At 72.7% G+C, this 20,362-nt stretch carries 15 protein-coding genes; 12 read left to right on the top strand and 3 right to left on the bottom strand.

The window, feature by feature from the left end; all coding sequences use genetic code 11:
- Positions 1–243: 243 nt before the first annotated feature.
- From ACZ7DE_RS07020 to ACZ7DE_RS06990, 7 genes are all read left to right on the top strand, one after another.
- A complete protein-coding gene (locus ACZ7DE_RS07020) occupies positions 244–1,377 on the top strand; it encodes a ComEA family DNA-binding protein (protein WP_470758991.1) in 1,134 nt (377 codons plus the stop codon).
- Positions 1,374–4,019, top strand: a complete 2,646-nt coding sequence (locus ACZ7DE_RS07015) for a ComEC/Rec2 family competence protein (protein WP_470758689.1) — start codon at positions 1,374–1,376, stop codon at positions 4,017–4,019. Before ACZ7DE_RS07020 ends, ACZ7DE_RS07015 begins: the two co-directional genes overlap by 4 nt.
- Before the next feature lie 421 nt (positions 4,020–4,440).
- The gene (locus tag ACZ7DE_RS07010) at positions 4,441–5,286 is read left to right on the top strand and encodes an arylamine N-acetyltransferase family protein (RefSeq protein WP_470758990.1); all 846 of its coding nucleotides are present in this window, start codon (positions 4,441–4,443) and stop codon (positions 5,284–5,286) included.
- Between the two features lie 306 nt (positions 5,287–5,592).
- The gene (locus ACZ7DE_RS07005) at positions 5,593–6,324 is read left to right on the top strand and encodes a YceI family protein (RefSeq protein WP_470758688.1); all 732 of its coding nucleotides are present in this window, start codon (positions 5,593–5,595) and stop codon (positions 6,322–6,324) included.
- A 124-nt stretch (positions 6,325–6,448) separates the two neighbouring features.
- Positions 6,449–6,694 (top strand): hypothetical protein, encoded by a 246-nt coding sequence (locus ACZ7DE_RS07000; RefSeq protein ID WP_470758687.1) that lies wholly within the window; start codon positions 6,449–6,451, stop codon positions 6,692–6,694.
- Between the two features lie 325 nt (positions 6,695–7,019).
- Complete coding sequence (gene holA, locus ACZ7DE_RS06995; protein WP_470758686.1) at positions 7,020–8,009, top strand: DNA polymerase III subunit delta; 990 nt, start codon at positions 7,020–7,022, stop codon at positions 8,007–8,009.
- Between the two features lie 341 nt (positions 8,010–8,350).
- A complete protein-coding gene (locus ACZ7DE_RS06990; RefSeq protein WP_470758685.1) occupies positions 8,351–8,746 on the top strand; it encodes a nuclear transport factor 2 family protein in 396 nt (131 codons plus the stop codon).
- A gap of 348 nt (positions 8,747–9,094) precedes the next feature.
- Here ACZ7DE_RS06990 and rpsT read toward each other — a convergent pair whose 3' ends face one another.
- On the bottom strand, positions 9,095–9,361 hold the full coding sequence (gene rpsT / locus ACZ7DE_RS06985; RefSeq protein WP_020127768.1) for a 30S ribosomal protein S20: 267 nt from the start codon (positions 9,359–9,361) through the stop codon (positions 9,095–9,097).
- A gap of 218 nt (positions 9,362–9,579) precedes the next feature.
- Between rpsT and lepA the strand changes: the two genes are divergently transcribed.
- The 5 genes from lepA to hemW all read left to right on the top strand — a co-directional run bounded on the left by lepA (position 9,580) and on the right by hemW (position 18,646).
- Positions 9,580–11,448 carry a translation elongation factor 4 gene (lepA, locus tag ACZ7DE_RS06980; RefSeq protein ID WP_470758684.1) on the top strand — a complete coding sequence of 623 codons (1,869 nt, stop codon included), beginning with the start codon at positions 9,580–9,582 and terminating at the stop codon, positions 11,446–11,448.
- A 232-nt stretch (positions 11,449–11,680) separates the two neighbouring features.
- Positions 11,681–13,555, top strand: coding sequence for an AMP-dependent synthetase/ligase (locus tag ACZ7DE_RS06975; protein WP_470758683.1), 1,875 nt, complete (start codon positions 11,681–11,683; stop codon positions 13,553–13,555).
- 188 nt (positions 13,556–13,743) lie between these two features.
- Positions 13,744–15,972: a SpoIIE family protein phosphatase gene (locus ACZ7DE_RS06970; RefSeq protein WP_470758682.1), complete on the top strand. Its 2,229-nt coding sequence runs from the start codon at positions 13,744–13,746 to the stop codon at positions 15,970–15,972.
- A gap of 349 nt (positions 15,973–16,321) precedes the next feature.
- Positions 16,322–17,281, top strand: a complete 960-nt coding sequence (locus ACZ7DE_RS06965) for a Dyp-type peroxidase (protein WP_470758681.1) — start codon at positions 16,322–16,324, stop codon at positions 17,279–17,281.
- Between the two features lie 132 nt (positions 17,282–17,413).
- Positions 17,414–18,646, top strand: coding sequence for a radical SAM family heme chaperone HemW (gene hemW / locus ACZ7DE_RS06960; RefSeq protein ID WP_470758680.1), 1,233 nt, complete (start codon positions 17,414–17,416; stop codon positions 18,644–18,646).
- 42 nt (positions 18,647–18,688) lie between these two features.
- Here the strand turns inward: hemW and ACZ7DE_RS06955 are convergent, their stop codons facing one another.
- Both ACZ7DE_RS06955 and ACZ7DE_RS06950 read right to left on the bottom strand, forming a co-directional pair.
- A complete protein-coding gene (locus ACZ7DE_RS06955; protein ID WP_470758679.1) occupies positions 18,689–19,552 on the bottom strand; it encodes a DUF3097 domain-containing protein in 864 nt (287 codons plus the stop codon).
- Positions 19,553–19,595: 43 nt separating this feature from the next.
- A complete protein-coding gene (locus ACZ7DE_RS06950) occupies positions 19,596–20,321 on the bottom strand; it encodes an MBL fold metallo-hydrolase (protein ID WP_470758678.1) in 726 nt (241 codons plus the stop codon).
- Positions 20,322–20,362: the final 41 nt, after the last annotated feature.

Genomic DNA, 20,362 nt, shown 5'->3' with positions numbered 1-20,362 from the left:
TGAGCAAGATCATCGCGGTTCGGTGAAGTGCCCGATCCTCGTCGCATGGCACTTCGATCACGCTCACGCAGCACGCACGCGACCAGCGGCCCCGGCCGGGCCCCGGGCTCCGACGGCCGCTCCCACCGACTCCGTCCAGCCGGCCGCGGCCGGGGCGGGCCCCGGCACGGTCACGCCTCCGCGGAGGAGACCCGCCGCCGGGCGGAGGTGTTGTTCGCCGAACGGGCCCGAATGCAGGGGGATATGGGGTTGGGACCGCCGCCGGGTGGAGGCGGTGGGGGTGGTCGGAGCGGTGGGGACAGTGGGGGTGCGGGCGCGGGTGTCGGTCCGGGTGCGGATGCGGGCGCGGGTTCCGGGTCGGGGCTCGGGCTGCTGGTGGGCTCGGATGAAGGGCCTGAGGCGGAGGCTGTAGGCGAGGTTGGGGCTGGGGTTGGGGCTGGGGCTGGGGCCGGTGCCGACGCCGGTGCTGGTGTCGGGGCCTGGGCCGGGGTCGGTGGCGAGGTCGGTTCCGGCTTTTCAGGTGCGTCTGGGATGGGTGCGGCCGACGGTGTGGGTGAGCGGGACGGCGGCCTCGACCAGAGCGGTGCGGGGGTGACTCACCCTCGTGACGCCGGGGCCTGGCGGGAGCGCGCCGGGCTTGCTCTGCGGGAGCGGATGCCGGTGTGGGTGCAGGCGCGCTGCGGGCTGGAACGCAGGAGCGTGCTCGCCCTCACGGTGCTGGTGGTCGCCGTCGCTGCCTTCGCCGTGCAGCACTTCTGGGTCGGCCGGGCTCAGCCGGTGAGGGCGCCGGAGGTCGTGCGAGCCGCGGCTCCCTATGAGACGGGCGGGCGGAACTCGCCGACGCAGTCACCCGGTTCCGCCGGTTCCCGCGGTGCCGGTCCCGCCGGTCCGCCAGGCCTCGGGGGTACGGCAGGGGCCGAGATCGTGGTGGACGTCAGCGGCAAAGTGCGCAAGCCCGGGATCCACCGTCTCCCGGCCGGTTCACGCGTGGTGGACGCCTTGGGCGCGGCGGGCGGCGTACGGCCGGGCACCAACACCGACGGTCTCAACCGGGCGCGTTTCCTCGTCGACGGGGAGCAGGTCGTCGTCGGCGGACCCGCACCGGTCGGAGCCGCGGGGTCGGGGGCGGCGGCGGTGACGGGATCGGCGGGTGCCGTCGGCGTCGGTCCGGGAGCCGGGCCGGCAGCTCCGGTCTCACTGAACACGGCCACCGTGGATCAACTCGACACCCTGCCCGGTGTGGGGCCGGTCTTGGCGCAGCACATCGTCGACTACCGGGCACAGCACGGTGGTTTCCGGTCGGTGGACGAACTGCGCGAGGTCAACGGCATCGGCGAGCGGCGTTTCGCCGACCTGCGGAACCTCGTGCGGCCATGAGGCGCGAAGGAGGTGGGCACGGCGTGCGGGCCGTGCTGGGTTCCCACGTCCGTCGATCCGTGCACGCGGCTTCCGGTAAGCGGCTGGGTGACGCCCACCCGCGTCAGGAAGGGCCGGTCGACCTACGGCTCGTGCCACCCGCGCTCGCGGCCTGGGCGACCGCCGCGTTGACGTTGGACGCGTCGCCGGGGCTGGTGGGCGGCGTAGTGGTCGTCTGCCTGGTGACTGCAGGTGTCCTGCTCATGAGGCGGCGCGGAGCGGGGCATGGCCGGCGGGCCGACCGTCCCGTCGACGGCGCCGGACGGGCGGATCCGGCCGTCGGTGGCCGAAAGGCCTGGCCCTGGCCTCGTGTCACCGTCGCCGCCTCGCTGCTCTGCGTGGCCGCGGCTGCCGCGTCGGCCGGGCTGCACGGTGCCGATCTGCGCCGGGGGCCGGTGCCGGCGCTGGCACGGGAGTACGCGACGGTCACCGCCGAGGTGGAGATCACCTCCGACCCCCGGCTCAGCCGGCCCAGGGTCAGAGGCGACCACGTGAACCCGGACGCCGTTCTGATCGACGGGGAGGTGCGCGGCGTCGAAGGGCCGGCCCGGACGACGGTGTCGACGCGAACGCCGGTGCTGGTGATCGTGGACGTCGGATCGGGTTGGGGTGGGACTGGTTCGCGCGGGGGCTTCGCGGGCCGGTCGAGGGAGAGGGGCGGTCCCGGGGCGTCGTGGCTCGGGTTGCTGCCGTCGACGCGGGTACGCGTGACGGGACGGCTGGCCCTCCCGCTGGCCGGACGGGACGGGATCGCTGCCGTGCTGCGGGTGCGGAACCGTACCGCGCCGCTGGTCGTGCGGGAACCGTCGGCCGCCCAGCGGTTGGCGGGGCGGCTGCGGGCGGGACTGCGGTCGGCCACCGACGGACTGCCCGCGGACGCGAGGGCGTTGCTGCCGGGCCTGGTCGTCGGGGACACCTCGCGGATCACGCCCGAACTGGACGAGGCATTCAAGGAGACGGACCTGGCCCACACCCTCGCCGTTTCCGGGAGCAATCTCACGATCATCCTCGCGCTGCTCCTCGGCCCGCCCGGCCTCGCCCAGCAGGTCGAGCGCCGCGGACTGGCGCCTCGGCTCGGTGTCCCCCTGCGGACGACCGCGCTGCTCGGGGGAGCGCTCACGCTGGCATTCGTCGTCGTGTGCCGGCCCGACCCCAGCGTGCTGCGCGCCGCGGCCTGCGGAGCGATCGTGCTGCTCGCCCTGGCGACCGGCCGCCGCAGATCCCTCATCCCGGCGCTGGCGACGGCGGTGTTGCTCCTGGTGCTCTACGACCCGTGGCTCGCCCGTAGTTACGGATTCCTGCTGTCCGTCCTGGCCACCGGGGCCCTGTTGACGCTGGCGCCCCGGTGGAGCGCCGCGCTGCGACGGCGCCGGGTGCCCCCGCGGCTGGCGGAGGCGCTGGCGGCAGCAGGAGCCGCCCAGGCCCTGTGTGCGCCGGTCGTGGCGGTGCTGTCCGCGCGGGTGAGTCTGGTGGCGGTGCCCTGCAACCTCCTCGTGGAGTTCGCGGTCGCACCGGCGACCGTGCTGGGTTTCGCGGTCCTGGCGACGGCCCCCGTATCGATGCCGGCGGCCAAGCTGCTGGCCTGGTTCGCGAGTTGGCCGGCCGGATGGATCGCGAGTGTGGCACGGACCGGGGCGGCGATGCCCGGTGCGGGGGTGGACTGGCCGGGGAGCTGGGGCGGGGCCCTGCTCCTCGCACTCACCACGGCAGCGCTGGTGATGCTCGGACAACGGTTGCTGAGACACCCGTGGCTGTGCGGGCTCTGCGGGGCACTGCTTCTGCTCCTGGTGGTGCAGCCGCCCCCGCTGACCAGGGTGCTCACGGGCTGGCCGCCGCCCGGCTGGCGGCTGGCGATGTGCGACGTGGGGCAGGGCGACGCGACCGTGCTCGCGGCCGGCGACGGCGCGGGCGTGGTGGTGGACGCCGGCCCGGACCCGAAGCTGGTCGACCACTGCCTGCGCACGCTGGGCATCACCCGGGTGCCGCTCGTCGTGCTCACGCACTTCCACGCCGACCACGTTGCCGGACTGCCGGGGGTGCTGCGCGGGCGGGCGGTGGGGGCCATCGAGGTGACGGGGTTCGAGGAACCCGTGGACCAGGTGGAGTTCGTGCGGAAGGAGGCGCAGGCGCGGAACGTTCCCGTGGTCCGTGCCGCAGCCGGGGAACGGCGACGGGTCGGGGCCCTCGACTGGGAGGTGCTGTGGCCGCCACCGGGCCCGGCGCCGGAACCGGAAGGCCCGAACGACGCGAGCGTGACACTGCTCGTTCGGTCGGCGGGACTGCGGATGCTGCTGCTCGGAGACCTCGAACCCCCGGCCCAGCAGGCCCTGTCGCGCTCACCGGCGGCAGCGCTGGTGCGTGGGGTGGACGTGCTCAAGGTGGCGCACCATGGTTCGGCCTACCAGGATCCGGACCTCATACGAGCGGTCGCGCCACGGCTGGCGCTGATCTCGTGCGGTGCGGACAACCCGTACGGGCACCCGGCGCCCAGCACGGTCGCGGCGCTGCGCGCGGGAGGCGCGAGGGTGCTGCGGACGGACCGGGACGGGGCGCTGGCGGTGGTCGCCGGGGAGGGCGGGGAGATGCGGGTGGCGCGAGACTGAGGGCATGGATCCCGCACAGCCCGAACAAGGGGCCAACCAGCAGGCCGGCTCCCGACCGTCCGGCTCCCAGCAGTCCGGCTCCCAGCAGTCCGGCTCCCAGCAGTCCGGCTCTCGACCGGCCGCAGCCCGCTCGCCCGTCTCGCAGCCCTCCGTCTCGCAGCCCTCCGTCTCCGGACGCGAAACCGTGCAAGGCGTGCAGCTCGAAGGCTCTTCGGGGCTCGACGCTCGCATGGTCGATGCCTATCTGCGCCGCCTCGGTCTCGATGTCCAAAGCTCGGGCTCGGGCTCGGGCGCGGACTCCGGCTCGGACTCCGACCGCGGCTCGGGTGTCGACGCCGACGCCGGTTCCGGTTCCGGTTCCGGTCCGGGCTCGGGTTACGGCGCCGACCCCGTGCCCGCGGTCGGCTCCGTCCCCGCTCCCATGGCCGCACACACCTCCGCCCACACTCCCGCTCCCACCCCCGCCCTCGCGCCCACCGTCGATCTGCTGCGCGAGCTGCATCTGCGGCATCTTCGGGCCGTGCCGTTCGAGAACCTGTCGGTCCACCTTGGGGAGGAGATCGTTCTGACGGAGAGACGGCTGGTCGAGAAGGTCGTCCGGGAGCGGAGGGGAGGGTTCTGTTACGAGCTGAACGGGGCGTTCGGGGCGCTGCTCGCGGCGCTCGGGTTCGAGGTCACGCTGCTGGCGGCGCGGGTGTACGGAGAGGAGGGGCGGCTCGGGATTCCGTACGACCATCTCGCGTTGCTGGTGGGGACGGTGGACGCGGGGGAGTGGCTGGCCGACGTCGGGTTCGGGGCGCACATTCACCACCCGCTCCGGTGGGGGCAGCGGGGTGAACAGCGCGATCCCGGCGGGGTCTTCAGGATCGTCGAGGCGGGTCCGGATCCGGCCGGCGTGGAAGGCGGAGTCGGTGCGGCGTCGGAGGCGCGGGATCTGGACGTCCTGCGGGACGGTGAGCGCGTGTACCGACTGGAGCCGCGGCCAAGGGCGTTGACGGATTTCGTGGCGGGAGCCTGGTGGCACAGCACCTCGCCGGAGTCGCATTTCACGAGGTCACTGATCTGCTCGCGGGTCACGGAGGACGGAGGGAGGATCACGCTCAGCGGGAGTCGGCTGAAGGTGACGGCCGTCGACGGAGTGAGCCAGGAGAACGAACTGAGCGCTGAGAAGGAGGTGTTGCGGGCGTATCGGGAGCGGTTCGGCATCGAGCTGGGGCAGGTGCCGACGCTGCGGGCGATGGAACGGGACCGGGGGTCGAAGGGGTAGATTCCGGCCACAGGGGGCTACTCGTGCGTAGTGCCGGCACATGTGCTGGTTTCCCGCGATGTGGGCTCGTCTTGCCTCGAAAGCGGCAACGGTGATCGAATCTTTCTTCGGCAACAAGTGATGTCAAGTCGCGCAGAGGTGTCGTGGATGTTCGGCCGTTGGCTGGGAAACCGTACGAACCGGGTGCAGCGGGCGAGTCCCCTCGTGGCGGTCCACACCCCGGCGAACGCCGGAGTGCTGAGCTGTCGGGTCCTGGACCCGGTGAGCGAGCCGGTGCCGCACGCGTAGTTCGCGGTGAGCGACGCCATGGGACGCACGGTCGTCAGCGGTGGCACGGACCCCTTCGGTGCGTTCATGACGACGGTTCCGGCGGGGGAGTACCGGCTCGCGGTGTCCGCCGAGGGGTACACGCCCTACCGGGCGAGCGCGACGGTCGGGGAGAACGCGCTGGCCACGCTCGGTGATGTGACGCTTCAGGTCGCGCGGCCGCCCGAGTTGCCGACGCCGGGGGACTGGGAGATAGAGCCGACGCATTCCTCGGTCGGCTTCACCGCGCGGCACATCGGGCTCGCCCGGATCCACGGGCGGTTCAACTCGTTCGCGGGGGCGGTGCGAATCGCCGAGCGGGTCGAGCAGTCGGCGATGCACGTGGTGATCGACGCGGCGTCGATCGACACGAACGTCCGGATGCGGGACGACCATCTGCGGTCCGCGGAGTTCCTGGACGTCGGGAGATTTCCGACGCTGGAGTTCTACAGCGAGCGGTTCGTGCACAAGGGCGGCAGCCGGTGGGCCGTCACCGGGGCGCTGTCGCTGCACGGCGTGACGCGGACGGTCACCCTGGACACGGAGTACCTCGGGCTCGGTACCGGCATGAACGGCGAGGTGCGGGCGGCCTGCCGGGCGCGGACCGAACTGCACCGGGACGACTTCACCGTCAGCTGGCAGACGATGCTGGCGCGCGGCATCGCGGTGGTCGGGCCCAGCATCCGCATCGAGCTGGACGTGCAGATCGTTCAGCAGGCGCCCACGGGTTGACCTGCGGCGCCGGGGGCCGGCGGAGCAGCCGAGGCAGCCCGGGCAGGCGCGCACCGGGGGTCGTCGAGCTGGGGTTCGTCGGGCTGGGGCACGGCTCTTCCGGCGCATGCTGGAAAATGGTTCCGTGAGTGATGTGCGACATGTGCTGGTACTGCCCGATCGCGAGGCCGCGCAGGAGGCGGCCCAGGCGCTCGGGGAGCGGTTCGGCGTGAACGAGGAGCCGCGGATCGTCCGGGACGCCCTGGCCGGCGAGGACGACGCGGAGGACGCGCAGTGGCTCGTCCTGCTGCAGGACGACGAGGAGCGGCTCGACGCGGCGGCGCTGGACGGCTTCGCGGGGGAGTGGGAAGGGTGGCGCGAGGAGCCGTAAAGCAGTAACGGCTCTCGCCCTGCCACGTCGTGACGGCTCCCCCGCGCCCGTCACGTCGTCACGGCTCCCCCGCGCCCGTCACGTCGTCACGGCTCCCCCGCGCCCCGTCACGTCATCGTGACGGCTCCCCCGCCCCGTCACGTCATCGTGACGGCTCCCCGCCCCGCCACGTCGTGACGGCTCCCCGCCCTGCCACGTCATCGTGACGGCTCCCCCGCCCCGCCACGTCGTCATGGCTGCCGTCTGACGTCGTCGGCCTGCCCTCGTGGGGTCGGCGGGGGCGGGCGGGGGCGGGTTGTCAGTGCGGCGTGGGATGCTTTCGGGGATGGCCAGGAAGACTGCGAACGACGATCCTCTCGCCCCGGTGACGCTTGCCGTGGGCCAGGAGGACCTCCTGCTCGACCGTGCCGTGCAGGAGGTGGTGGCCGCCGCCAGGGCCTCGGACGCCGACACGGACGTACGAGACCTGAGTTCGGACCAGCTGCAGCCCGGCACGCTCGCCGAGCTGACGAGTCCCTCGCTCTTCGCGGAGCGCAAGGTCGTGGTCGTACGCAACGCGCAGGACCTGTCCGCCGACACGATCAAGGACGTCAAGTCGTATCTCGGGGCGCCTGCCGAGGAGATCACGCTCGTGCTGCTGCACGCCGGCGGGGTCAAGGGCAAGGGGCTGCTGGACGCCGCGCGCAAGGCGGGCGCACGGGAGGTGGCCTGCCCGAAGATGACCAAGCCGGCGGACCGGCTGGCCTTCGTCAGGCAGGAGTTCCGCGCGACCGGGCGGTCGGCCACGCCCGAGGCCTGTCAGGCTCTCGTCGACGCCATCGGCAGCGATCTGCGGGAGCTGGCGTCGGCGGTGTCCCAGCTGGTCGCCGACGTCGAGGGGACCATCGACGAGGCCGTGGTCGGCCGGTACTACACCGGGCGGGCCGAGGCGTCGAGCTTCACCGTCGCCGACCGGGCGGTGGAGGGACGTGCGGCCGAGGCGCTGGAGGCGCTGCGCTGGTCGCTGGCCACCGGAGTCGCGCCCGTGCTGATCACGAGCGCGCTCGCCCAGGGCGTGCGGGCCATCGGCAAGCTGTCCTCCGCACGCGGCGGCCGGCCGGCCGACCTCGCCCGGGAGCTCGGCATGCCGCCCTGGAAGATCGACCGGGTGCGACAGCAGATGCGGGGCTGGACCCCGGACGGGGTGTCCGTCGCACTGCGGGCGGTCGCCGAGGCGGACGCCGGAGTGAAGGGCGGCGGCGACGACCCCGAGTACGCCCTGGAGAAGGCCGTCGTGGCCATCGCACGGGCGGCCCGCTCCGGCGGACGCGGGTAACACCGGCACCGGGCCCCCGCTACCGGAGCCACCGCGGCCAACGGGACACAGACGGCTACCGGACCCGCAGCGGTCGGCGACCCTCTGCCGCTCGTGGCCGTCGGCACACCTTCGGTTCGAAGCCGCCCGACCCCTTCGGCGCTCGGAGCCGCCGCTGCCACGCCCCCTGCCCCTGCCCCGGCCCCGGTCTCTGCCCGGCCCGCCCTCTGTCTCTGTCCCGGCCCCTGTCCTTTCGCCTCCGTGTTCTCGCCATTGATCCAGTGGCCGTTCGCCCGTCCGGGAGGAGAATCGGACACATCAGCCGCACTCATCGCCGACGCATGCGAAAGGTGGCGATCGCCATGGCTGAACACCCGCACGCGGCACTCGTCCGCAAGGGATACGAGGCCTTCACCCGCGGAGACATGGACGCCCTGCGCGGGATGATGACGGGGGACTGTACGCATCACGTGCCCGGTTCCCACATGCTCTCCGGGGACTTCAAGGGGCTCGACGCGGTCATCGACATGTACGGCAGGCTGTTCTCGGAGACGGGCGGGTCGTTGCGCGTCGAACTGCGCACCGTCCTGGTCGACGACCGAGGGCACGCCGTCTCCTTGCACCGCATGAGCGCGGACCGCAACGGCAAGCACCTGGAGGACAACGGGGGCATCGTCTTCCGGATCGTCGGCGACAAGATCAGCGATCTCGACGAGTGCCTCGAGGACATCGAAGCGAGCAACGACTTCTGGTCGTGACCCAGGACCGTCCGGGCCCACCCAGGACTGTCCGGGCCCACCCAGGACTGTCCGGGCCCACCCAGGACTGTCCGGGGCCGCCCAGGACCGCCAAGGACCCGGGCGCCAGGGACCGCCCAGGACCGTCAGGACCGTCCGGTCCGCACAGGGCCGCGTGGACATGCCGAAGGCCCCGGCTCTCGCCCTGGGGAAGGGCGGGGCGCCGGGGCCTCGGGACAAGCTGTTCAAGCTGGTGAGCCCGTACCCGCGTGGCGAACGCAGGCCGCGTACAGGCTCGGGGTGCCGGACGGGAGCGGATGAGAGAGGGCCCGCTCTGGACCCCTCCGGCGGTCAGATCAGTTGAGGGGTTCAGCCCTTGAGGGTCTCGACCTTGGAAGCAAGCGCCGACTTCTTGTTGGCGGCCTGGTTCTTGTGGATGACGCCCTTCGAGACGGCCTTGTCGAGCTGACGCGCGGCAGCGCGCTGGTACTCGGTGGCCTTCTCGACGTCACCCGCGGCAGCAGCCTCGCGGGCCTTGCGGATCGCGGTCTTCAGGGAGGACTTGACGGCCTTGTTGCGCAGCCGGGCCTTCTCGTTGGTCTTGATCCGCTTGATCTGGGACTTGATGTTCGCCACGAATGAGCCTTTGCAGGTTCAGGCGCGGGCCGTGAGGTCCCGTGCCAGGTGATTTCTGAGGTGTGCCTCGCGCTGAGAGGGCATGAGACACAGCTGCCCAGACTACCAGTGGCCCGGCGAGTGGCCCAAACCGGTCCCCGGTCGCCGCCCGTGGGACCATGGAGCCTACGTATCGATCCGACCCGAGGCATAAGGCGCCTCAAGAGACAGGACCCTGCGTGCCCGCGACCCCTAAGAATGTGCCCGAGCCGAGCCGTACCGCCCCGGCTCTGATCCGCAATTTCTGCATCATCGCGCACATCGACCACGGCAAGTCCACGCTCGCCGACCGGATGCTCCAGCTGACCGGCGTGGTCGAGCAGCGGCAGATGCGTGCTCAGTACCTCGACCGGATGGACATCGAGCGCGAGCGCGGCATCACGATCAAGTCCCAGGCCGTGCGTCTGCCCTGGGCCCCGACTCAGGATCCGGGCAACACGCACATCCTCAACATGATCGACACCCCGGGGCACGTCGACTTCACGTACGAGGTCTCGCGATCGCTCGCGGCCTGCGAGGGCACCGTCCTCCTCGTCGACGCCGCCCAGGGCATCGAGGCCCAGACCCTCGCCAACCTGTACCTGGCGATGGAGAACGACCTCACGATCATCCCCGTGCTGAACAAGATCGACCTGCCGGCCGCGCAGCCCGAGAAGTTCGCCGAGGAGCTCGCGAACCTCGTCGGCTGCGACCCGGACGACGTGCTGCGGGTGTCGGCCAAGACCGGTCTCGGCGTCGACGCGCTGCTCGACAAGGTGGTCAAGGAGATCCCGGCCCCGGTCGGCGTCGCCGACGCCCCCGCCCGCGCCATGATCTTCGACTCGGTCTACGACTCCTACCGCGGTGTCGTGACGTACGTCCGCGTCATCGACGGCCAGCTCAACAAGCGCGAGCGCATCCGCATGATGTCGACGAACGCCACGCACGAGCTGCTGGAGATCGGCACCAACTCGCCCGAGATGCTCCCCGCCGACGGCCTCGGCGTGGGCGAGGTGGGCTATCTGATCACCGGTGTGAAGGACGTCCGCCAGTCCAAGGTCGGTGACACCATCACCACCCTGCACAAGGGCGCGACCGAGGCCCTCGGCGGCTACAAGGACCCGAAGCCGATGGTCTTCTCGGGTCTGTATCCGCTCGACGGCTCCGACTACCCCGAGCTGCGTGACGCTCTCGACAAGCTGCAGCTCAACGACGCCGCGCTGGTCTACGAGCCGGAGACGTCCGCCGCCCTCGGCTTCGGCTTCCGCGTCGGCTTCCTCGGCCTGCTGCACCTCGACGTGATCCGGGAGCGGCTGGAGCGCGAGTTCGGGCTCGACCTCATCGCCACCGCGCCGAACGTGGTCTACCGCGTGGTCATGGAGGACGGCTCCGAGCACACCGTCACCAACCCGAGCGAGTTCCCCGAGGGGAAGATCGCGGAGGTGTACGAGCCGGTCGTGCGCGCCACCATCCTGGCGCCGAGCGAGTTCATCGGCTCGATCATGGAGCTGTGCCAGACCCGGCGCGGTGTCCTGCTCGGCATGGACTACCTCTCCGAGGACCGCGTCGAGATCCGCTACACGCTCCCGCTCGCGGAGATCGTCTTCGATTTCTTCGACCAGCTGAAGTCCAAGACCCGCGGCTACGCCTCGCTCGACTACGAGCCCACCGGCGAGCAGACCTCCAGCCTGGTCAAGGTCGACATCCTGCTGCACGGCGACAAGGTGGACGCCTTCTCCGCGATCACCCACAAGGACGCCGCGTACGCCTACGGTGTGCGGCTGGTCGCCAAGTTGCGCGAGCTCATCCCGCGGCAGGCCTTCGAGGTGCCCATCCAGGCGGCCGTCGGCTCCCGGGTCATCGCCCGCGAGACCATCCGCGCCATCCGCAAGGACGTCCTCGCCAAGTGCTACGGCGGTGACATCTCCCGGAAGCGGAAGCTGCTGGAGAAGCAGAAGGAAGGCAAGAAGCGGATGAAGATGGTGGGTTCCGTGGAGGTTCCGCAGGAAGCCTTCATCGCCGTCCTGAGCAGCGACGACAGCGCGGGATCCGGAAAGGGCAAGAAATAGCCCTCTTGGACGCAGGTATACAGGGCCCGTTGCGCGAGAGCGCGGCGGGCCCTGTCCCTGTATTCAGGAGAAAGTGACTGTCCGGAGCCCCTTACGCGCTGGCCAGTCGCCCTCTACTCTGATCCCTGCTCGGTGGTTACTCGTGAGTTAAACAACAGCCGCCGTCAACAACAGCCGCGTCGAACGACGCCGCAACGAGCCAGCCGCATCGCCGCGGGCCCCGGAGGATGTCGTGAGCGACACACAGACACTGATCGAGAACCGTCCGCCGTCCGTCGCGGGCCTCTTCCTGGAGCGCGTGGCGGCCACGCCCGACGCAGAGGCGTACCGGCACCCGGTGCCGGTCGCGTCCGGCGAGGGCCCCGACGACTGGAAGTCACTGAGTTGGGCGCAGGCCGCCGAGCGGGTCTACGCGATCGCGGCCGGCCTCATCGAGCTGGGCGTGCAGGCCGAGCAGCGCGTGGCGCTGGCGTCCTCGACCCGGCTCGAGTGGATCCTGGCCGACCTCGGCATCATGTGCGCCGGGGCCGCCACGACCACGGTCTACCCGCAGACCAACGCCGACGAGTCGGCGTTCATCCTCTCGGACTCCGAGAGCAAGGTGCTGATCGCCGAGGACGCGGCCCAGCTCGCCAAGGCGGTGGAGAAGCGGGCCGAGCTGCCCGCCCTCACCCATGTGATCGTGATCGACCCGGCCGGCGTCGAGACCGCCGACTGGATCCTCACCCTCGACGAGCTGGAGAAGCGCGGCGCGGCCCGGCTGGAGAAGGAGCCCGGGCTGATCAAGGAGCGGGTCGCCGCGATCACCTCCGACCAGCTCGCCACCCTCATCTACACCTCCGGCACCACCGGCCGGCCCAAGGGCGTGCGCCTCCCGCACGACAACTGGTCGTACATGGCGAAGGCGATCGCGGCGACCGGCCTGGTCGGCCCCGAGGACGTGCAGTACCTCTGGCTGCCGCTCGCGCACGTGTTCGGCAAGGTGCTGACCTCCGGCCAGATCGAGGTCGGTCACGTCACCGCCGTCGACGGCCGCGTCGACAAGATCATCGAGAATCTGCCGGTCGTCCAGCCCACCTACATGGCGGCCGTGCCCCGCATCTTCGAGAAGGTCTACAACGGGGTCGCCGCCAAGGCCCGCGCGGGCGGCGGCGCCAAGTACAAGATCTTCCAGTGGGCGGCAGAGGTCTCCCGTGACTACGCCAAGGCCGCGCAGGACAACTTCCGGCGCACCGGCACCGCGTCCGTCCCGTTCGGGCTCGGCGCCAAGCACAAGGTCGCCGACGCGCTGGTCTTCGCCAAGATCCGCGAGGCCTTCGGCGGCAACCTGCGCGCCTGCGTCTCCGGCTCGGCCGCCCTCTCGCCGGAGATCGGCTACTTCTTCTCCGGCGCCGGCATCCACATCCTGGAGGGCTACGGCCTGACGGAGTCCTCCGCCGCCTCCTTCGTGAACCCCGGCGAGGCATACCGCACCGGCACGGTCGGCAAGCCGCTGCCCGGCACCGAGGTGCGGATCGCCGACGACGGCGAGATCCTGCTGCGCGGCCCCGGCATCATGGAGGGCTACCACGGGCTCCCCGAGAAGACCGCCGAGGTGCTGGAGGCCGACGGCTGGTTCCACACCGGAGACATCGGTGAGCTCTCGCCCGACGGGTACCTGCGGATCACCGACCGCAAGAAGGACCTCATCAAGACGTCCGGCGGCAAGTACATCGCGCCCGCCGAGGTCGAGGGTCAGTTCAAGGCGGTGTGCCCGTACGTCTCCAACATCCTGGTGCACGGCGCCGACCGGAACTTCTGCACCGCGCTCATCGCGCTGGACGAGCCGTCGATCCTCGACTGGGCCAAGGAGAACGGCCTGGCCGGAAAGTCGTACGCGGAGGTCGTCGCCGCGCCCGCGACGGTCGAGCTCGTCGACGGCTACGTCAAGCAGCTCAACGAGGGTCTCCAGCGCTGGCAGACCATCAAGAAGTTCCGGCTGCTGCCCCGCGACCTCGACGTCGAGCACGGCGAGATCACGCCCAGCCTGAAGCTGAAGCGGCCGGTCGTGGAGCGGGAGTACAAGCACCTCATCGACGAGATGTACGCCGGAGCGCGCGAGGCGTAACACGGGGCGCGGGGCCGGGGCGGAGTCCGAATGCTCGGATTCCGCCCCTCAACCGTGCGTCATCGAACACTCTCGTACACATGCGTAGCACGCTTCTCGCCCCGGACGGCCCACTTCGGTAACCCAGCGCTCATGACCGGGATCGGTCTGTCACCCTGTGGGCATCCGAACCGTCCGGGGAGCTGCGCATGGGGGCCATTCCGACGCAACGGGAGACGGCCTCCCGTACCGGCGGTGCGCCCGCGCACACGCCCGGGCTCCCGCATGCGCCCGGGCTCCCGCACGCGCGCGCGACCCTGGCCGGCAGCCCTCTCGCGCCCGGCGCCGCCCGTGACCTGGTCCGCGCGACGCTGACGGAGTGGGCGAGCCCCGGCCGGCCCGGCGCCGAGGAACTCGGCGAGCGGCTCGCACAGGACGCGATACTGGTCGTCAGCGAGCTCGTCACGAACGCCGTCGTGCACGCCGGCACCGACGTTGAGCTGGTGTGCCGCCTGGAGGAGGAGCCCGGCCGGCCCGACGGCGGCCCGGCGGTCGTCGTCGAGGTCGCCGACCACCACCCCTCCCGCGCCCCGCGCGACGGCGGCGCGGAGCCGCCGTACGAGACACCGGAGTACGGCCGCGGCCTGCGTCTGGTCGCCACCCTCGCCGACGCCTGGGGGGTGACGTTCCGCAAGGGGACGAAAACGGTCTGGGCACGCCTGCTGCCGACCGCCGAACCGTACGCCGACGACCTCCATCCCGGCCCGGGTTCCGGCCCCGCTTCCGATCCGGGTCCCCATTCCGGCCCCGGCCTCCATTCCGGCCCCGGTCCTCACCCCGGCCCCAGCACCGGCCCCGGTCCGGATGTCGACCCCGGCCCCGGCATGGGACCCGGCCTGGGCCTGGGCCTCGATCTCGACCACGTCCCCGACGAGAACGGCCACCGGGCCCCCACTGGTCACGAGCACGCTCACCGGGCCCCCACTGGTCACGAGCACGCTCACCGGGCCCCCAGTGGGCACGAGCACGTGCATCGGGCCCCCAGTGGGCACGTGCATCGGGCCCTCTCCGGTCTCGGCCACGCTCACCCGGCCACCGCCGCGGGTCTCCTGGAGGCCGGCGCCCCCGAGCCGCAGCCGGTGGGACGGGGGGAGCGGGAGTGGCTCAACCGTGGCGCCCTGTCCTTCCTCGCCGAGGCGTCCGACCTGCTCGCCGGGCAGCTCGACGAGGATCTGGTGGCCGCGCTGACCGGCCAGTTGATCGTGCCGCGGCTCGCCGACTGGTGTGCGGTGTGGCTGGAGGACGAGGTCAGCGGGCGCGAGTGGGCCGACGGGCCGGGGCCGCGGCTGGCCCGGGTCTGGCACAGCAGCGAGAACCGCATCGAGGAACTGCGCCGGGCACTGGAGAAGGACCCGCCGTGTCCGCCCGACGGCGGTCCGCGCTCAGGGCCCGAGCCGTTTCCGTGGCCCGGAGCGACACTCGGCCCGCGCGGCGCGTCGCTCGCCTACCGGCTGATCGCGGGCGGCCGCCCGCTGGGCATCCTGGTCATCGGGCGGGCCGGACTGATCGTCTTCCCCGACGAGGTCACCGGGCTCGTCGAGGACCTCGGGCGGCGGGTGGCGCTGGCCATCGGCGCGGCCCGTCAGTACGCCCGCCAGGCCACCATCAGCGCCGTCCTGCAGCGCGGACTGCTGCCGGGCGCGGTCGCGGAGATCCCCGGTGTGCGCAGCGCCCTCGTCTACGAGCCGCGCGAGCAGGGCGGGCCGAGCGGCGACTTCTACGACCTGTTCCCGGCGGGGGACGGGCGCTGGTGCTTCGCGGTGGGCGACGTGCAGGGCAAGGGGCCGGAGGCGGCCGTGGTCATCGGCCTGGCCCGGCCCTGGCTGCGGCTGCTGGCCCGGGAGGGGTACGGCGTGCCCGACGTCCTGGACCGTCTCAACCAGCTTCTCCTCGACGACGCGACCGAGGCCGCCGACGCCGCCGCCCGGGCCTTCGTGGGCCCCGCCGGACCGGGCGAGGGCCCGCAGACCCGCTTCCTGTCCCTCCTCTACGGCGAACTGGCCCCCTTCGAGGGCGGCGTGCGCTGCACGCTGGCCTCCGCCGGGCACCCGTTGCCGCTGCTGCTCGGTCCGGACGGCTCGGTCGCCACGGCCGCTCACCCGCAGACCCTGCTCGGGGTCATCGAGGACGTCACCTACACGTGCGACAGCCTGGAGCTGCGGCCCGGTGACAGTCTGCTGTGCGTCACCGACGGCGTCACGGAACGGCGGTCGGGTTCCCGCCAGTTCGACGACGAGGCCGGCCTCGCCGCCGCGCTGGCGGGCTGTGCCGGGCTCCACGCGGACCTGATCGCCGAGCGGATCCGAGACCTGGTCCACGCCTTCGGCGAGCAGCCGCCGGAGGACGACCTGGCGCTGCTGGTACTCCAGGCGGAGTAGCGGGCGGCTGCCCGGGTGATCGGCGGACGTCCGGGCGGCGAGCGCTTCGCGAGTGACGGCGAACGCGGCCGGGCGGGCGGCGCGACGGCCGCGGGGGCGGCCAGGCGAGGGGTGGGCGGCGGGGCGGGGCGGGGGAAGGCGGGCGGCCGTGCCCCACGGATGTATCGTCCGGTTCGTGCCGAAGGCTACGAATGTCGCATCTGACGTGCCCACTCGCCGAGGCGTCCTGATCGCCGGTGCGGGGCTCGGGCTGACCGTGACCGCCTGTACCCGTGAAGCCGGTCCGTCGCCGGAGGGCGCCCCCGGCCCAGGCCCCGGCCCCGGCCGCCACGGTGTACGCCAGGCCGGGGTGACGAGCCCGCAGCAGGCCACCGCGCTGCTGCTGGCCTACGACCTCGATCCCGCCCTGAGCGGGACGGCGGGCGCACGGACCCTGAAGGGGGTGTTCGCGGCCTGGACCGACGCCCTCGCTCAGACGCTGGAACCGGACGGCTCCGGCGAGGACCGGCTCACCGCCACGGTCGGCGTCGGCCCCCGGCTGCCCGCCCGCATCGGCCTGCCCACCCCCGCCGCCCTGCGCGAACTGCCCTCCTTCCCCGGCGACCGGCTCGACCCCGACCGCTGCGGCGGCGACGTGCTCGTGCAGCTGTGCGCCGACTCCTCCGACGCCGCCGAGGAGACCGCAGCCACCCTGACCCGGCTCGCCGGGGACGCCCTGCGCCCGCGCTGGCGGCAGGCCGGCTTCCTGCCGCCGTCCCCCGACGGCGGCGGCACCCCGCGCGACCTGCTCGGCTTCAAGAACGGCAGCGCCAATCCGACCCCCGAGGAGTGCGAGCGCTGGGTCTGGTCGGGTGACGCCACCTACCTCGTCGTGCGGCGCATCCACCTGCGGGTGGAGGACTTCGCGCGGCTCGCCGTGCACCGCCAGGAGGAGATCATCGGCCGCCGCCGGTCGACAGGCGGCCCGTTGCAGGGCGGTCCCGAGGACGCCGACGTCGACGTCCTCGCCAAGTCCCCGCAGGGCCGCTACCTCACCCCGCCGCGTTCCCACGTCGGTACCGTCAGCCACCGGCTCGACGACGGCGCCCGGATGCTGCGCCGCGGCTACTCCTACGCCGACGGCCCCACCGACCAGGGCCTGCTGTTCCTCGCCTTCATGCGGGACCCGGCGCTGTTCACCCGGGTCCAGCGGCGGATGGCCACCCGGGACGACCTGAGCGGGTTCGTCGAGGCCCGGGGCTCGGCGCTGGCGTACGTCCTGCCGGGGGCGAGCACGGGGCGGCCCCTGGGTGCGGACCTGCTGTCCTGAGAGGGCGGAACCGCCGTCCGGAGGCGGAAGGAGCGGAAGGAACGCGAAAGCGGACCGCTGTCCCGGGCGGGAGAACGCGGAGCGGGCGGCGAGGGCGCGGGGCCGGTGCGGACGTACGGGACAATGGACCACATGCCTTCCGCACTTCCCGACGGCGAGCCGGTCCCCGACGACGGCGCGCTTCCGGCGCACGCGCTCGCCGGCGCCGCCGACCGCCCCCTCGGGTTCTATCTGCACGTCCCGTACTGCGCGACCCGATGCGGGTACTGCGACTTCAACACCTACACCGCGACCGAGCTGCGCGGCACCGGTGGTGTCCTCGCCTCCCGCGACAACTACGCCGACACCCTGATCGACGAGGTCCGGCTGGCCCGCAAGGTCCTCGGCGACGACCCGCGCGAGGTCCGCACGGTCTTCGTCGGCGGCGGCACCCCGACCCTGCTGGGCGCGTCCGACCTCGTGCGGATGCTGGGCGCGATCCGCGACGAGTTCGGGCTGGCGGCCGACGCGGAGGTGACGACGGAGGCGAACCCGGAGTCCGTGGACCCGGCGTATCTGGCGACCCTGCGCGAGGGCGGCTTCAACCGGGTCTCCTTCGGCATGCAGAGCGCCAGGCAGCACGTCCTGAAGGTCCTCGACCGCACTCACACCCCGGGACGGCCGGAGGCGTGCGTGGCGGAGGCGCGGGCCGCGGGCTTCGAACACGTCAACCTCGACCTGATCTACGGCACCCCGGGCGAGTCGGACGACGACTGGCGGGCGTCCCTGGAGGCGGCGCTGGGCGCGGGCCCCGACCATGTCTCGGCGTACGCCCTGATCGTCGAGGAGGGCACGCAGCTCGCCCGCCGCATTCGCCGCGGCGAGGTGCCGATGACGGACGACGACGTCCACGCCGACCGCTATCTGATCGCGGACGAGGTGATGTCGGCGGCGGGCTACGACTGGTACGAGGTCTCCAACTGGGCCACCTCGGAAGCGGGCCGCTGCCTCCACAACGAGCTGTACTGGCGCGGCGCCGACTGGTGGGGCGCGGGGCCTGGGGCGCACTCGCACGTGGGCGGCGTGCGCTGGTGGAACGTGAAGCATCCGGGCGCGTACGCGGCGGCCCTCGCGGGCGGGCGCTCGCCGGGCGCCGGCCGTGAGCTGCTCTCGGCCGAGGACCGGCGGGTCGAGCGGATCCTGCTGGAGCTGCGGCTTCGGGACGGGGCGCCGCTGGACCTGCTGAGGGAGCAGGGGCTCGCGGCCTCCCGGCGGGCGCTCGCAGAGGGCCTGCTCCAGGAGGACGCGTACGGCGAGGGGCGGGCGGTCCTGACGCTGCGCGGCCGACTGCTGGCCGACGCGGTGGTCCGCGACCTCGTGGACTAGGCCCTGCCGCAGAGGAGGCCCGCCGGGCGGCTCGCCGCCGTGCTAGGCCGGGGCGGTGACGAAGTCGATCAGTTCCTCCACCCGGCCCAGGAGCTCCGGCTCCAGGTCCTTGTAGGAGCCCACCCGCTTCAGGATCGCCTGCCACACCGCCCCGGTGTTCTCCGACGGCCAGCCCAGCGCCCGGCACACCCCCGTCTTCCAGTCCTGCCCGTGCGGAACGCGGGGCCAGCCGTCGATGCCCAGGGCCGCCGGCTTCACCGCTTCCCAGATGTCGATGTAGGGGTGGCCGACGACCAGGGCGTGTTCGCTGGTCACCGACCGGGCGATGCGCCACTCCTTGGTGCCCGGCACCAGGTGGTCCACCAGGACCCCCAGCCGTGCGTCCGGCCCCGGTGCGAAGTCCGCGACGATCGACGGCAGGTCGTCGACGCCCTCCAGGTACTCCACCACCACGCCCTCGATGCGCAGGTCGTCGCCCCACACCTTCTCGACCAGCTCGGCGTCGTGCCGGCCCTCGACGTAGATGCGTCCGGCGCGGGCGACCCGGGCGCGCGCGCCGGGGACGGCGACCGAGCCGGAGGCGGTACGGGCGGGACGCGCGGGGCCCGAGGAGGGTCTGACGAGGGTCACCACCCTGCCCTCCAGCAGGAAGCCCCTCGGCTCCAGCGGGAAGACCCGGTGCTTGCCGAAGCGGTCCTCCAGCGTCACCGTGCCCGCCTCGCAGCCGATCACCGCGCCGCAGAAGCCGGTGCCGGGCTCCTCCACCACCAGGCCGGGCTCCGCCGCCACTTCGGGGACGGGCTTCGGCTTCTTCCAGGGAGGGGTCAGGTCGGCGGAGTACCCACGAGCGCGCGGGCCCGGGGGGCCTTCGGGGGAAGGGCGGTGGCCGGAGACGGGTGGGCGCATTCGGATGACGATAGGAGAAGAGCCGGTGCGAGGGGGCGCAGGGTCAGTGCGACACGCCGAAACGGGTCGCCAGCGCGTCGCGTTGCGCACGCACGAACGCCGCGTCCACCGCCGCGCCGTGGCCGGGCACGTAGACCGCGTCCTCGCCGCCGAGGTCCAGGAGGCGGTCCAGGGCTGCGGGCCAGTGGGAGGGAACGGCGTCGGGCCCGGCCTGCGGCTCGCCGGACTCCTCGACCAGGTCGCCGCAGAACACCACCTCCGGTGAGCCCGGGGCTCCGGGGACCAGGACCACGAGGTCGTGCGCGGTGTGGGCGGGGCCGACGTTGGCGAGCAGGACCTGGCGGCCCTCGCCGAGGTCGAGGGTCCACTCGCCGCAGACCAGATGGCGGGGCCGGACGAGGGTGTCCACGGCCTCCGTCGCCGCCGTCTCGTCCAAGCCGTTGCGCACCGCGTCCGCCCGCAGTTCCTCGCCCGGCACGGAGTCCACGCCCACGGCCCCGTAGACCTCCGCGCCCGCGAAGGCCCCCGCACCGAACACGTGGTCGAAGTGGGGGTGGGTGAGCGCGAGATGAGTCACACGCGCCCCGGTGAGCTCCTCGGCCTGCGCCCGCAGCCGCGCCCCCTCGGCCAAGCTGGACCCCGCGTCGATCACCAGCACCGCGCCCGCCCCGACGACCAGCCCCGCCGTGCAGTCCCAGCCCGGCAGCCGGACCCGGCCGACCCCGGTCGCGAGCCGCTCCCATCCGAGCTCTTCCCAAGTCACCGTCATACCGCGACGCTAGCTGGACGACGGCCCGCGAAGGACCGACC

The sequence above is a fragment of the Streptomyces sp. NPDC037083 genome, assembly GCF_055606485.1.
Note: the sequence above shows the minus strand (reverse complement) of the source record. Positions and strands in the feature narration are given on the sequence as shown.

Excerpts from the sequence above, each read along its gene's own strand:
- ACZ7DE_RS07020 (WP_470758991.1), top strand. The coding sequence starts at position 244 with ATGGGGTTGGGACCGCCGCCGGGTGGAGGCGGTGGGGGTGGTCGGAGC.
- ACZ7DE_RS07015 (WP_470758689.1), top strand. The coding sequence starts at position 1,374 with ATGAGGCGCGAAGGAGGTGGGCACGGCGTGCGGGCCGTGCTGGGTTCC.
- ACZ7DE_RS07010 (WP_470758990.1), top strand. The coding sequence starts at position 4,441 with ATGGCCGCACACACCTCCGCCCACACTCCCGCTCCCACCCCCGCCCTC.
- ACZ7DE_RS07005 (WP_470758688.1), top strand. The coding sequence starts at position 5,593 with ATGGGACGCACGGTCGTCAGCGGTGGCACGGACCCCTTCGGTGCGTTC.
- holA (WP_470758686.1), top strand. The coding sequence starts at position 7,020 with ATGGCCAGGAAGACTGCGAACGACGATCCTCTCGCCCCGGTGACGCTT.
- ACZ7DE_RS06990 (WP_470758685.1), top strand. The coding sequence starts at position 8,351 with ATGGCTGAACACCCGCACGCGGCACTCGTCCGCAAGGGATACGAGGCC.
- ACZ7DE_RS06970 (WP_470758682.1), top strand. The coding sequence starts at position 13,744 with ATGGGGGCCATTCCGACGCAACGGGAGACGGCCTCCCGTACCGGCGGT.
- hemW (WP_470758680.1), top strand. The coding sequence starts at position 17,414 with ATGCCTTCCGCACTTCCCGACGGCGAGCCGGTCCCCGACGACGGCGCG.
- ACZ7DE_RS06955 (WP_470758679.1), bottom strand. The coding sequence starts at position 19,552 with ATGCGCCCACCCGTCTCCGGCCACCGCCCTTCCCCCGAAGGCCCCCCG.
- ACZ7DE_RS06950 (WP_470758678.1), bottom strand. The coding sequence starts at position 20,321 with ATGACGGTGACTTGGGAAGAGCTCGGATGGGAGCGGCTCGCGACCGGG.